The 14,093-nt window shown below is 42.7% G+C and carries 12 protein-coding genes; 3 read left to right on the top strand and 9 right to left on the bottom strand.

Annotated features, from left to right (window positions below):
* Nucleotides 1–53: 53 nt before the first annotated feature.
* Nucleotides 54–1,943: a serine/threonine-protein kinase gene (locus tag H6G17_RS00710; RefSeq protein WP_192153453.1), complete on the bottom strand. Its 1,890-nt coding sequence runs from the start codon at nucleotides 1,941–1,943 to the stop codon at nucleotides 54–56.
* 441 nt (nucleotides 1,944–2,384) lie between these two features.
* On the opposite strand from H6G17_RS00710, the gene H6G17_RS00705 reads away from it, so the two are divergent.
* Nucleotides 2,385–3,377, top strand: a complete 993-nt coding sequence (locus tag H6G17_RS00705) for a ribose-phosphate pyrophosphokinase (protein WP_192153452.1) — start codon at nucleotides 2,385–2,387, stop codon at nucleotides 3,375–3,377.
* An 84-nt stretch (nucleotides 3,378–3,461) separates the two neighbouring features.
* On the opposite strand, the gene H6G17_RS00700 is transcribed toward H6G17_RS00705, so the two are convergent.
* From H6G17_RS00700 to H6G17_RS00690, 3 genes are all read right to left on the bottom strand, one after another.
* Nucleotides 3,462–3,893 (bottom strand): NUDIX hydrolase, encoded by a 432-nt coding sequence (locus H6G17_RS00700; protein WP_192153451.1) that lies wholly within the window; start codon nucleotides 3,891–3,893, stop codon nucleotides 3,462–3,464.
* Nucleotides 3,894–3,901: 8 nt separating this feature from the next.
* Entirely contained in the window at nucleotides 3,902–4,360 is a 459-nt protein-coding gene (locus H6G17_RS00695; RefSeq protein ID WP_192153450.1) for a DUF3531 family protein, read from the bottom strand.
* A gap of 94 nt (nucleotides 4,361–4,454) precedes the next feature.
* A complete protein-coding gene (locus H6G17_RS00690; protein WP_192153449.1) occupies nucleotides 4,455–5,360 on the bottom strand; it encodes a Sll0314/Alr1548 family TPR repeat-containing protein in 906 nt (301 codons plus the stop codon).
* Nucleotides 5,361–5,603: 243 nt separating this feature from the next.
* On the opposite strand from H6G17_RS00690, the gene H6G17_RS00685 reads away from it, so the two are divergent.
* Nucleotides 5,604–6,263, top strand: coding sequence for an ABC transporter ATP-binding protein (locus tag H6G17_RS00685; RefSeq protein ID WP_192153448.1), 660 nt, complete (start codon nucleotides 5,604–5,606; stop codon nucleotides 6,261–6,263).
* A 116-nt stretch (nucleotides 6,264–6,379) separates the two neighbouring features.
* On the top strand, nucleotides 6,380–7,090 hold the full coding sequence (rsmG, locus tag H6G17_RS00680; protein WP_192153447.1) for a 16S rRNA (guanine(527)-N(7))-methyltransferase RsmG: 711 nt from the start codon (nucleotides 6,380–6,382) through the stop codon (nucleotides 7,088–7,090).
* Nucleotides 7,091–7,199: 109 nt separating this feature from the next.
* Here the strand turns inward: rsmG and H6G17_RS00675 are convergent, their stop codons facing one another.
* From H6G17_RS00675 to H6G17_RS00650, 5 genes are all read right to left on the bottom strand, one after another.
* Nucleotides 7,200–9,614, bottom strand: a complete 2,415-nt coding sequence (locus H6G17_RS00675; RefSeq protein ID WP_199316282.1) for a hypothetical protein — start codon at nucleotides 9,612–9,614, stop codon at nucleotides 7,200–7,202.
* 137 nt (nucleotides 9,615–9,751) lie between these two features.
* On the bottom strand, nucleotides 9,752–10,462 hold the full coding sequence (locus H6G17_RS00670) for a methyltransferase domain-containing protein (protein ID WP_192153446.1): 711 nt from the start codon (nucleotides 10,460–10,462) through the stop codon (nucleotides 9,752–9,754).
* Nucleotides 10,463–10,466: 4 nt separating this feature from the next.
* Complete coding sequence (locus H6G17_RS00665; protein WP_192153445.1) at nucleotides 10,467–11,474, bottom strand: glycosyltransferase; 1,008 nt, start codon at nucleotides 11,472–11,474, stop codon at nucleotides 10,467–10,469.
* A gap of 308 nt (nucleotides 11,475–11,782) precedes the next feature.
* Nucleotides 11,783–12,517: a superoxide dismutase gene (locus H6G17_RS00660; protein WP_242038175.1), complete on the bottom strand. Its 735-nt coding sequence runs from the start codon at nucleotides 12,515–12,517 to the stop codon at nucleotides 11,783–11,785.
* A 357-nt stretch (nucleotides 12,518–12,874) separates the two neighbouring features.
* A complete protein-coding gene (locus tag H6G17_RS00650) occupies nucleotides 12,875–14,056 on the bottom strand; it encodes an aldo/keto reductase (protein ID WP_192153443.1) in 1,182 nt (393 codons plus the stop codon).
* Between the last annotated feature and the right edge of the window lie 37 nt (nucleotides 14,057–14,093).

The raw sequence follows: 14,093 nt of genomic DNA, 5'->3' as shown, positions 1-14,093 counted from the left end.
TTGATGTCAGCCGCAAGTCATCTGCTAAACCCGCCCCTACGACTCCTTGCTCCCTACTTATACACCCCCACATTCGCCCCAAACTCAACCTCGTTATTAGCCAGTGGCACGACATCTATCTGATATTGTCCGCTACGCTGTACTCGTCCTTGCCAGTGAAATTCATTTTTTCCCTTTAATACATTGCCATCGGGATCGCGCACGTCTAAGGTTACTGCTCCTTTCGTCACAATGACCGATAACTGCTGTCCTTCCTCCAAATTGACCAGATAGCGCTGAATTTGCTGCCTGCTGGTACGACCTGACACCTGCGTTCTACTCTGTCCCTCGGCAAAGTTAATCGTTTCTGTTTCAGCCGTAGGAACTTCTACCCCGGGACTAGTCGGAGATGAGGCAGGTAGTGATGGTGTGGGTGTGGGTGTAGCTGCACTTGCCAAACTTAAATTCAGTTGGTATTGACTTTCATCAACACCAGGCGCGGGAGTCAGTTGAACCGTATAAATTCCGGTTGATGGTAGCGTACCTTGATAGCTCGTCACCTGGCTGGCATCGGCGATCGCTTGTTTATCTGGTCCTAATACTGTAAGTAATACCCCTTCTTGTGCCAATGCCGCACTCAGTTGTTGCCCTCGTTCGGCAACAAACGTGTAGTTAACCGTAACATTAGTTCTCAGGCTACCTGTAACGTCGCTGCTGCTACCTGGGACTAAATTGAGCGCCTGACTGTATACGACTGGCGATTGGTCGAGTGTGGGTGTTGGCGTAGCAAAGGGAGTGGGAGAATCGGGTGTGGGTGTCTGTTGGGCGCTGGGAACGACTGGTGAAGGAAAATTCTGCGGTGTGGGGGGTTGCGATCGCTCAGGATTGCGACCGAGCATAGCAGACATAATCGCCCAACCGCCAATTCCAGCTAAAACAGCGACGAGCATTAAGATTGGCACGATTAACCAAGTTTGATTCCAGCGATTTTTAGAGGTGGTAATAACTGGATTGGATTTGATAGAGGATGCAACGAGGTCGGGATTGCTAGCAACAGCCAAAGTTTGTACTGTTGAAATTGGTGCGGCAGGCGACTGAGCAATTTGGGATTCGATCGCTTGCAGCGCTTTGGCAACTTCGGCTACATTTTGGTAGCGATCGTTTGGCTTGTAACTTAACATCCGGTTTAATATCTGAGCAAATCTAGGCATGACTGTCGCCCACCGCTGCCAGTGCCAGACTAATGTGAGATCGTCAAATAATTCCTGTGGCTCTCGACCTGTCAGGAGTACGACTGCGGTTACGGCTAAGGCATAAAGATCGCTGCTGGGATAAGCTCTGCCAGTTTGAATTTGTTCGCTGGGAGCATAACCTAGTTTTCCTACTGTGGTTGCTTGAGCTGGAGTACTATTGGAAGACTGAAGGCGGGTCGCTAATTCTTTAACGACACCAAAATCAATTAAAACGGGTTTAGCATCGCTTTCCCGCAAAATAATATTATCTGGAGAAATATCGCGATGGATAATACCACGCGCGTGAATGTGGGCGAGAACAGGTAGTAGTTGTTTGAGTAGATGGAAAACCTCTGCTTCGGAAAAAGTTTGCCCGTTAGCCTGATATTGATCCAATAGGGTTCTATAGGTTTTCCCAGCCACATAATCCTGTACCAAAAATAAACGCCGATCTTCTTCAAAAGTGGCGCGAAACTGTGGGACTTGCGGATGTTGAATTTGATAGAGAATTGCTGCTTCACGTTGAAAGAGTTGCTGGGACTTTTCTAAGGCATAATTGTCCGCCTGCGCTGGAATTAATTCTTTTAAAGCGCACAACTCGTTAAACCGCCCGAGATCTTCTGCCAAATAGGTTCGTCCAAACCCCCCCTGACCTAGAACCCGATCGACACGATAGCGATTTTGCAGAACAGTACTAAGCTGGAGCGGAGGTTGTAGGGGAGATTGATTCATAGTCTCAAGCAGGATGTCTAAAGGCAGGAATTTGATTTTGGGTTAGCAAGCGAAGGTTTTCTGCATCGATTTTGCCATTTCATTAACTATATCTGCTGCTTCCACGTTGAAGGATTGCCGACCTCTCTCCTGTTATAGCTATTACCATCTGATTTTTGACACATAACACATTGACGCATAGCACATATAAATAGGTTTCTCCGCTTGGCAGAGCTACGTGCAGAGAATCTAAGTAGTTCTACTTAAGGTTTAGCGGTAAGTTTATCCGATCGCCATAACAGCGATCGCAGTCTTTCCAAGATTTCACTAAATCTGACTAAAAAATTGTTAAATTTTTACCTAATTTCATATATGCTTAATAATTGAATTTCCAAAAATTTTTCTAGGAAACACCCGATTCTCAAATGATAAGATGGAAGCGATCGCGCTTCGAGGATTACCGTGCTACGATCGGCAACTTTGAAATTGCAACCTGCTCCGATCGCAGTTGCAGATAACAACCGACTGAGATTATTTTCTGGCTCTGCCAACGTACCTTTAGCCCAGGAAGTTGCTCGTTACCTGGGCATGGATTTGGGTCCGATGATTCGCAAGCGATTTGCTGACGGCGAATTGTATATTCAAATTCAAGAATCGATTCGCGGTTGCGATGTTTATTTATTGCAACCAACGTGCAATCCCGTCAACGATCACTTCATGGAATTAGCAATCATGATTGATGCCTGTCGGCGAGCATCGGCAAGGCAAATTACAGCGGTACTGCCTTATTATGGCTATGCCAGGGCAGACCGCAAAACGGCAGGGCGGGAATCAATTACGGCGAAGTTAGTAGCTAACTTAATCGCTGAATCAGGAGCCAGCCGAGTTCTGGCAATGGATTTACATTCAGCACAGATCCAAGGATATTTTGATATTCCCTTCGATCACGTTTATGGCTCTCCAGTCATTATTGATTATTTAGCAAGTAAGCAACTCACTGATATCGTAGTTGTTTCCCCAGATGTTGGGGGTGTGGCAAGGGCGCGGGCATTTGCCAAAAAACTCGACGATGCACCACTGGCAATTATTGACAAACGCCGTCAGGCTCATAATGTCGCTGAGGTATTGAATGTGATTGGCGATGTGGCTGGTAAGACAGCCGTGCTAGTCGATGACATGATCGATACTGGCGGGACGATCTCGGAAGGAGCGCGGTTACTGCGTCAAGAAGGGGCGCGTCAGGTGTATGCTTGTGCTACCCATGCAGTATTTTCACCTCCGGCAGTTGAGCGGTTGTCTAGCGGATTGTTTGAAGAGGTGATCGTCACGAATACGATTCCCATTCCTCAAGAAGCGCGTTTTCAACAATTAACTGTGCTTTGCGTAGCTAATTTGTTAGGAGAAACTATCTGGCGGATTCACGAAGATAGTTCTGTTAGCAGTATGTTTCGCTAATTAAGTCTTCATTTCGGCGTTATTTGCAAGCGTATTATTATAGATAAAACCTGCTAAGGCGGGTTTTATTTTTTATGTCAAACTTTATGACAGATACTTAAAAAATTGTTCTGGCACAAGTCTTAATTCTCCCGATTTAACCCGATCGCATTCTACCCAAAGAGCACGTTTTTTGCGCTTTTTCTCCATAAAGGTTATTTCTTCAATTTGATAAAACTTTGGATCGACGAAATCGCATTCATAAACAAATAAAATTTCATGACCTGGTTGTCCGTTAAAGATAAATAAATTTTCTTGACAATCGAGGTATTTTATATTTTTAATTTCTGCTTGAAGTTCCTCTTGAAATTCTCGTTGTAGAGCTTCAAGACTTGTCTCTCCAAACTCTACGCCACCGCCCAAAGCGCGATAAAAAGTTTGTTGTTTTACCGGATCGTAACCTTCAGAAATAAAAACGCGATCGCCCTGACGGACAATTCCCAAAGCTAAAACTCGGATTTCTCCTGGTTTATGCATATGAACTTTTAATTCCCATCGTAAATAAATCTAGAACGATCTTCGTCATTATCTTCTACAGTCCAATCGTCATTTTCACCACCAATATATAGCCGTTCGATACTAACGTATTCTTGACTCAATTGCCGGAGAGAATTAATGAGAATATCGATCGCGATTGCGTCGCTCGTACCTAGATCGAACCAGCAGCGCGCCCAAGTTCCTTGATACTCAAATTCACCCATGTTGTGCATCAGCGCCATCATGCTATCATCAGCCTGCTGCGTGTCATATTCCATGTAGCTGAGATCTAATCCTTCTTCTTGAACTTGCAAATTTTCGGCATTGAACCCACCTAATTTTCCTAGATAAAACCAGGACTGAAACACTTCCTCAACATACTGCTTTTCCATCGGGGCAGGTACATTACTAAACTCGATCCAAAACCAGACATCAAAGGGGTTAAATTCGCGAAATTGAACTTGCATTTTGATTGGGTAATGGGTAATGGGTAATCGGAAAGTCGTAAGTCGTAAGTCGTAAGTGAAAAGACAATAGCCAACAACTACCAACTACCATTATTTATTTTTGCTGCGCTACTACACTTAGCCGTTGAGCTGCCTTGCGTCTCTCTCGCTCGATTTGTTTTACTAAGTCGGGTGGGAGTTGGTCTTTTTTGGCGATCGCTAAATCGAAATTCTTCACCGATTCCTGTAACATGGCTGCACTTTTTTGCTGATTGCCATAAGTCGAGAGAATTTGTCCTTTAAGATAATACAACTCTGGGTTGCTATTACTCGCTTTCATCGCTCTATCTACAGCTTCTATGGCTTGGGGAAATTTTTTCAAATCTCGATAGCCAACCGCTACACCCCTTTCGGATAAATACTTAGGTCCGGCAAACCTTTGCAAGCGCCCAATTGCTTGTTCTGGGTTGGAAAAGGGCAGATTGACAGATACCATTAAGTCCATGTATCCCCGCAGCAAGTTTAATTCGGGGTCTGTAGAGGAGATCGCTTCAGCTTTGTCCATGTACTCGTAGACTTGCCTTAATTCTGCCAAAGCCTGCGGCGTTCCCTTCACTGTCCCTTCTCGAAACAAAGCAGATGCACCCAATAAAAAATGACCGACTGCTGAGTATAAGTTACCTCGCAACGGGTCTGTTGGTGTTAGTTGGCGAGCCGTGTCTAATGTCTTTTTGCCATAGTTGCCTAAAGAATTGTAGTCCTCGTTGAGGACGTAAGCAAGGGAAGCTTTCATGGCATAAGCTAAAGGCTCTTGCTGCTCGTTACCTGAAATTGCCTTGAGATAGCGATCTGCTGAAATGTAATCTCCCTGCTCGAACATGGCTCTAAAAGCGGCTTCAGTTTTTTCGCCAATCGGTCTTTGATTCGTAGCACGAAAGGGATCTTGAGCCAGAGTCGGAGAAATGAGGTAAAGAGTGAGTGTAGTTGAAAGTGCGATCGCACTAAAGATTTGCCTGATCATAGGAGTTAGGGGCTGAGACAAGGAGAACAAGGAGGACAAGGAGGACAAGGAGGACAAGGGAGAAGTCACAAGTCGCTTTCTACTGATAACTGATAACTGATAACTGAAATAGACGAATCCCCGGTAGGGAAGTTGCAGCTATCGCTCGGTATTAACGTCTGTTTGCCAGAATCTAGGCAGAATTATACTTGGTATATTTAGCGCTGCCGAATGTCCGTTAATGTTTGTTGGTATATTTAACTGATGCTTTATCTGAAAAATCTGACTTATCACCCCCCAGCTAGTTCAACAGCTATTTTAAAATCGATCGACCTAGAGTTAGCACCCCAGCAGTTGGGATTGATTATTGGTCCTAGTGGTTCTGGCAAGAGTACGTTATTAGAAATCTTATCGGGGTTGGTATCGCCAACTGCAGGTAACGTAAGTTGGGGAACGCAAGAATTACAACCAGAAAATTTACAAGAGTTAGCAGGATTGGTATTTCAGTTTCCAGAGCGTCATTTCTGCGGTGGTACAATTTTAGAAGAATTACGCTTGGGACATCCCGAATTAGGTTCGGAACGAGTCAAACAAGCTTTATCAGATGTCGGTTTGGAGAATTTGCCCCTACACACACCACCACAAGTTCTCAGCGGTGGACAGCAACGCCGCTTGGCTATGTCGGTTCAGTTGATTCGCAAACCCGCACTGCTTTTATTAGACGAGCCTACGGCTGGTTTAGATTGGTCGATGCGCAGGCAGCTAGTTCATTTATTATCCCAACTTAAGCAACAACGGACGCTGTTAGTTGTAACTCACGATGCAGGAGATTTATTAGCGATCGCCGATCGCTGTTGGTCGATTCAGCACGGTGAAATTTATCCTACAGCACCGTTGGCGATCGAACCGCATCAAGTAGTATAAGCGTAAGTATAGGTAGGGGCGGGTTTTGACCGAAGATTTACAGATAAGGTTGTCAATTCATTTGCTAAACCCGCCCGTACAGAAGTTGGAATCAGCAGTGATAATTTAAATCTTTTATGGAAGAGTCTCATCCCTCTGTGTTGCCGGAAATGCATGAGATTTGGCAGCAAACTTTAAATTGGCAGCCTAGTATCGCACAACAAGTGCAATTTCAGCAGCTTTATGAAGCAATCGTTATTGGTAATCAAAAATTAAATTTGACTCGCATTACTGCACCAGAAGAGTTTTGGGAAAAGCATCTATGGGACTCTTTGCGGGGGATTGTATCTTTATTGCCAACAAATTATGTAGGGGCGCACAGCTGTGCGCCCCTACATAAGATAATCGATATTGGTACGGGGGCTGGTTTTCCTGGAATTCCTGTAGCGATCGCTTTACCTGATGCTGAGGTGACTTTACTCGATTCTACGCAGAAAAAAGTTGCTTTTCTGAATTCTTTAATGACTGAAATGAGCCTGCAAAATGCTCGAACTTTAGTTGGTAGGGCTGAAAATATCAACAAGCAACCCCAACAGTATAGCAGTTATGACATAGCTTTAGTTAGAGCTGTGGCGGCGACTGATGTTTGTGCAAATTACGCTTTACCTTTTCTCAAAACGGAGGGATTAGCTATTTTATATCGAGGTAATTGGACAAAAGAAGAAGAAGCAACTTTAGAATATACTGTAAAAAAATTAAACGGAAAAATTGAAAAAATTGAAAACTTTACCACTCCTTTAAGCCACGGTATGCGCCATTGTATTTATTTGCGCAAAATTAATTCCTAATTGTTAGAAACTATAGAAACACGCGAATATAGCGATTTCCATCTAGATACAATACAGTAGGGGCGCACAGTTGTGCGCCCCTACAAATACATATACCTCATGCAAATTTTTATGCCTTTTGACTCCTATTTTCTTTGACTGGTTGAATTGAAAGCTGCCGAAATCGGATCGATCGCTGCGATTTCCAGTTACCGTACTGTGCTTCGAGTGGCAGCGGTTTAATTTCTAAATTTTCATGCTTCATGGCATATTGCAAGACATCAAAAAAGGAACTGCGATTTTGATACTTAAATGTAATAGTATTCTGTCCGGCAATTCCTTGAAATTTCAGTTGACGTTGAACGCGATCGCCAACTTTAATCGGAGCAATTCTTTCTATCTGTATGCCATCAATCTCTACAATTATATCTTGAGGGCTAATCGGATTGTCAAAACTATATGTCAACACTAAATCTTGAGGAACAGATAAATGGAAAGTCACTTCTGTTTTTTCTCCTAATCCCCAGCGAAACTTATTCTGTTGTTCATCTTTAGTAATTCTCTCCAATCCAGTTAAATTCAAACTATAGGGCGCGCTATTTTGCAGTAAATTTGTCTCAGAACTATCTAATAAAGGTTGAAATTTTAAGCTAGTACCTAAATCTGAATTAACTTGAAGTTGCCAATTAGTAGATTTAGGAATAAATTCTATTCTTCCTCCCGTAGGTGCTTCTGTCACCATTGTTGGCACGCCAAAACGACCGTAAAATTCTTGAGTACAGTCTTTCGTGAGTAAATCTGTATATAAATTAATTCCAGCAAAATCGTTCAGTTTATAAAAATCTGTAAAAAATGACCACTCATCAGAACGGAAACATTTTACTTGTGGAATTGACGTTTTCTTTTGCGTGTCTGGTGCGAGTAATTTATCCCAGCCTGCTGCAATGTAAGGTTCTGCTTGAGATGGGTGTAAGCGTCCGAAATACTGTCCCATAACTTTTTTCTCATGGAATCGTCTTAAGGTAAAAATACCGCTGTTATGGACATAATAAGGGCAAGGACCAATTCCATTACCACCATGAACGCAGAAGGGAAAATCTAACACTGCTTCCCCTGGCTGCTCCTTGATATAATTCATATAGGCGTAAAAATTTTCATTTAGTGAAGCGGGTTGGTAGTAAGCTTTATACGAATAAGCAGTGTAAAGTTCAGTACAAGCTAGTAGAACTAATACAACAGCTAAGAACTTTTTACCGAAGGAACGCCAATGTTCTAAATTAATTCCTAAAGCAAAAATGCAAAAAATTACGGCATAAACTAGCGTGCTACGTCCGCTAACGCGATTGAAGCTAAACCAAGGAAAGATTTTTAAAGTTGGTAGAAAAGTGGGATGGTAGAGCAGGCAGAATAAGAGAATAATTAGTAAGGGAACAAAGATGCCAATGTGTTTCCTAGCTTGCCACAAGCCTACAGTTCCTACTATTAATAAAAACCAACCAGGACTCCCATCAAAAAAAGCTTCTGTTGAGTCTAAAAAGAAGTTGGCATAATTCTGTCCTGGGTTGAGAAAAGGAAAAAATGGTATTATTAGTCGCGCTGGATTCGTCCACCAAGCACCATAAAAATCTCCTGTATCGCTTAAACTTTTAGCCGCTTTGCCAATTTGCAGAACCAAAGGTAGGTATATATAACTGGCGATCGCAATTATAGCTAATAAGATTAAACTAGTTTTGGGATGAGTAAAGAAGTCTCTTTTGTAACTTAAAAGTTGCAGTCGCAGGATTTTTTTGATTTTGACTTCTTTTTTAATTAAATATCTATGAATATTGAGAGCAATAATATAAAGTATAGAAACCGTAAAGGATGTCAATGCATAACCAGCAACATATCCCAAATCTTGACCGAGAGATAAGACGAGCAAACACACCCTAAGTAGAATCAATCTTAGAGATACGTGTTGCCTCATGACCACTCGTTTGACGATGAGAAAGTCAGCAAAAAAACTGAGAATTGTCCAGTGTAAGATTGCGTAACCGACGTGCTGAGGATATTTTGCGATCGCGTAAAAGTTAAAAAAAGCAGCAATAAAACCAGCACCAGCAGCGCGATATAAGCCGTAGTCTTTTCGGAGCAGAAAAAAAGTAAAAACTACCGTAACTGCGATTGAAAGTAAATAATAAAGCTGCAACCAAGGACCAGTTTGAAATAGAGAATAAAGTCCAGCGTAAAATAGATCTTTCTCAATTCCCCAAGGCTGAAACACGCTATTGGTTCCGTAAGGATAGAAAGCTTGATTGTTAGTTAAATTTAGATGAGGTAGGGGAAAAAAATCAAAATTTTTGGCAAAATAAAAACCTGTATATTCCCACAGGTCTACATATTCTTTATTGACAGTTGAATCTGGATAGCCTGGAAGTCCTGGACCAGTAAATCCGGTTAGCGGGTGGTAAAAATCTTTAATAACTAGAACGCTAAATGCTAGACAAAGGCAAATAAGAATTACAATTTGAGTTGCGACGATCGGAGAGCGAATCGTCTTTGGCATCGGTTTATTTTTTACTTTGAAGCTATTCATTCTTTCAGCGATTAGAAGTAGCAGCTACACAGACAAAGCCTACCTTCGCAAGCTAGAATAGTTGTCTCGGATAGGCTTAGTACGTGTAACCTCAGACTCGTAGTCTATCAGCTCTGTTTTTGCCATATTCCTAAAACAGATTTACCTAAAGAATATTGCAAAACTGGATCGATGTTTCTAGATAAAGGTATCATGACTTTATCCCAAAGTTGTATCTGCTGTTTTGTCGGCGTTTTACTTTTCAACACGAAACGGTTGCCTAATGAGGCGAGTAATCCGATGGAGTCGAGATAAATCAGCTGAATACAATTAAGGCTTCTGGGGATGGTGGATGCTAAACTTTGCTTGTTATAGCGTCGATAGTGTCCTATAGCTCGATCGAATGGCGTGAATAGCCACTGATGTGCGGGAGCTAGTACAACTAAGTAACCGCCAGCTAATAAATGCTGCGTTACAGTCTTCACTTCTGTGCGATCGTCTTTTATATGCTCCAAAACATCCATGTAGATAATGGTATCAAAGCGATCGTTTGAAGCTAAATCTGCTGAGGTTCCCACTCTCGATTTACAACACGCTGGCACTCTGCCAACAGAAATTTTTAAATCGATCTTTTCCGTTAGAATTGGGTCTGGCTCTAAGCAAAGCCACTCTTTTTGATGACCTTTGCAGAGAAATTCAGTGGTTGCGCCTATCCCTGCACCTACTTCCAATACTTTACCTTGTAAGTATTTTTGAACTAGATTTCCATAATAGTTTTTCCAGTTATAAGCTTGAGAAAATAATTCTAATTCCGAGCCAATATAGGAGTAATCTTGCATCGACTTATTTAGACAAAACTTCTCTAGAAAATACTTCTTTCAACTTAGAAACAAAGTAATAATAGTCTTGACCAAGCATAAATCCATAACTATTCCTAGTATTTAAAATCATTAATGCAAAAACAATCGACAACATGACTGCTTGCATGAGAATCGAGCAAAGAATTCCAACTGCGATCGATGTCCAACCAGGAATTGCTAAACTGGTGAAGAGTTTAATAGATACAATTCCACCTAGAGATATTAGAATCAATAACACAATTACAGATACAGAAATAATCAGTCTCGTACCTACTATATCTGCATAGACAGAAATCGAACTGATTCCGTGAGTTACCAAGGAAACAAAGTTCATTTTAGAGCGTCCGAACAAACGGTTGCTGCGCTTGGTAGCAATTTCAGTGTATGGTATTCTCGCCCGCATAATTCCAGCGGCATAGTGATTCCAAATCTCGGAGATGACCACAATTCTAGATAAAAGTTGATAAGGAATTACGCTGAAGTTTCCTACTTGAATGTGATGTCCGGTTAAGAGTTTGTAGACGAGTTTATAAACTAGATAAAAAGCTTTGAAAAGATATGTTTCCGATCGCTTAGTTCTTTTAGCGAAAATAACTTTAGCATTGCTTTCTGCTTGGCAGCAATTAATTAGTCTAGGAACATCTTGCGGATTGTCTTCGCCATCTCCATCCATAACGACAACGACTTTACAATTTAAGTTTGCTGCGATGTAAGCTAAACCAATCGCGATCGCTCGTTGATGCCCCAAGTTTCTTTTCAGTTCTAAAATATTGACTCTCTCGATGGCTTTAAAACTAAAAAATTTCAGTTCCGTAGGGGCTGGAGCGATCGAAGCATCGTCTACAATCAAGATATCTGCGCGGATATCTCGGTCTAGAAAAGTTTCATCTAAACTCCAGAGTAACCTTTCCAGTGCCTCCCAATCATTAAACACTGGAATTAGCACGATCGCAGATGGAGAACGATGGAGATCGCTATCGAGCAATGTCATTTTAGTACGAATCCTAAGCTAGACATCTTAGATGAGTAGTTGGCGATCGCGAGTACGATAGATATCTACATCGCACTGAGTTATATATTTGCATCAACAGCAAATTTCTGCGTTCATCTTACCACCCCTCAATGACGTAAAACTATTTTTAGGGTTCCGCGTCAGAATCGGGAGTTGGGAGTGGTTAGTGGCTAGTGTCTGGTGGCGAGTGGCTGAGAACTTCTCCCTTGTCCCCCTTGTCCCCCTTGTCCCCCTTGTCTCCCTGCTCCCTGCACCGAAGCGCTCCCTGCTCCCTCTTCTACTGCCAATTACGCCGCTTTCGCTGCCATTGCTAAGCGCTGGTTGATTTCCTGCCAGTTGACGACATTCCACCAAGCCTTGAGATATTCGGCGCGGCGATTGCGATACTTGAGATAGTAGGCATGTTCCCACACATCATTTCCCATAATTGGATAGTTACCTTCCATTAGGGGGCTATCTTGGTTAGCACTACTGGTAACTTGAAATTTACCGTCAGGAGTGCGAACCAACCAAGCCCAACCGCTACCAAACTGTTTTTCTCCCGCTTGATTAAATTGCTGTTGAAAGTTGGCAAAGCTACCAAAGTTTTTCTTGATAACAGAGGCAATTTCTCCCGTTGGTTGCCCGCCACCTTTGGGACTCATAATTTCCCAAAACATACTATGATTGACATGACCGCCGCCATTATTGCGGATTGTCATGCGAATATCTTGTGGTAGGCTGTCAAGTTTTTGGATGAGTTGTTCGGCAGTTTGACCTTTGAATTTTGGGTATTTGGCGATCGCTGCATTTAAATTCTTTACATATGTCGCGTGATGTCTGTCATGGTGAATTCGCATTGTCTGCGCGTCGATGTGCGGTTCTAATGCCTTATAGTCATATGGCAAAGGTGGTAATTTAAAATCTCCACTAGCGCTTGGAGTTTGCGCCCAAGCTGAATTGTGCGAAGTATAAGTTTCTACAGCATAAGCACCAGCCGTTGCTCCTAGTAAGAACAAGAAATTACGACGCTTGATAGACATAGGGACTTACCTTTACTGAGTTAATCAAATTTGTTACAACGATTTTCTGGGAATTGGTAGTTGGTAATTGGTAATTGGTGGTTGGGATTACCTTAGTTTTTAACGTCTCAACAATAAATTTTTGCTGCAACAGTTTTCATATTCTCAGGTTTGATGTCATTGTGCCTATATTATTTCGCTAACCCTTGTACGGGCTGGTTTAGCTGAAATATCTCTAAGTCGTAAAGTCTGCTGGGTGAAACCCGCCTCTACAATTTCATAACTCCTAATCTTGGGATAGTACGGGCGGGTTTGGCTGAAATATCTGTCAGTCCTAAAGTCTGTTGGGTGAAACCCGCCCCTACAATTTCATAACTCCTAATCTTGGGATAGCCGCTTGACTTCTGCACCGCTTAATAGTTTGTGTGCTTCGGCGAGGATAGCAGGAATTTTATCGGCGTGCAGGCTGTTAGCAAGGCACGCTCGCAAATCTAACCGCTCGATCTGCTTGGCTTGATTGCCAGGAAACCAATGACCACCATTGCCGAGGAGATTGTACCGCATTTTGGCATATTCCGTTAAATCGTAGGCGATCGCTAAGTTTCTCAACCATAGTATTGTCGGAATATTGACGTTACCTGGCGTTTCGTCATATCTGGGTAAACCTATCTGCCAAGTTTTTACCCAATCTTCCCCTAAACTGTCGCAAGCTGCTTGCTCTAATCGCGCCAAAATCGGTGGTAAAATCTCATCTGCCCGATCGAGACATTCTAAAGTTTTGAGGTGTTCGTCAAAATCCTGCGGTTTGGCAGCCCCTAAACTGAGAGTATGCACCTGAGAATGACTCAGACAAAATAAGTCGTTGAACACCATTGGACTGAGGGGAGAACAGAGTTCTACTAGCTTCTGGGGTGGTTTGTAAAGCATTCCACCCTTGTCGGAGGGGCTAATAATAAATACGCCCATATCGTGGCGGTTGGCGGCTGCAACTGCCTCCCAGTTGGCTTGGTTGATATAGTACCAGTGGAGATTAACGTAGTCGAATTCGTTTGTGGCGATCGCCTGTGTAATAATTTCAGTTGCGCCGTGGGTAGAAAAGCCGATAAATCTTACCTTACCTTGAGCTTGCCACTGCCGTGCTAATTCCAAACATCCACCAGGACGAATGGTTTGATGTAGGGTTTCAGCATTGTTAATGCCGTGGATACCTAGTAAATCGATGTAATCTAGGCGAAGATTGCCCAAAGACTGTTCAAATTTCTGGCGAAACTCGTTGGGATTTTGGCTGGGATTAACTTTCGTTTGGACGATTAAGCGATCGCGATCGCATTTTGGTAGAATGCGCCCTAGTTGCACTTCTGAAGTGCCGTAACCTCTGGCTGTCTCGATGTGATTGATGCCTAGTTCAATTGCCCTCCGAATTGTGGCTTCTAAGTTACGCTGATTGTGCTGCGGAATTGTCCAAGCAGGGACATCTTGCCATTTGAACTGATAGCGCATACCACCGCAAGAAAATACGGGCATGGGTATTTCTGTGCGTCCAAATCGTCGGTACTGCATAGACTTTAACGGGCGCACACCTGTGCGCCCCACAAAT

This window comes from Chroococcidiopsis sp. [FACHB-1243] (assembly GCF_014696895.1).
Classification (GTDB): Bacteria; Cyanobacteriota; Cyanobacteriia; order Cyanobacteriales; family Chroococcidiopsidaceae; genus Chroococcidiopsis.
Note: the sequence above shows the minus strand (reverse complement) of the source record. Positions and strands in the feature narration are given on the sequence as shown.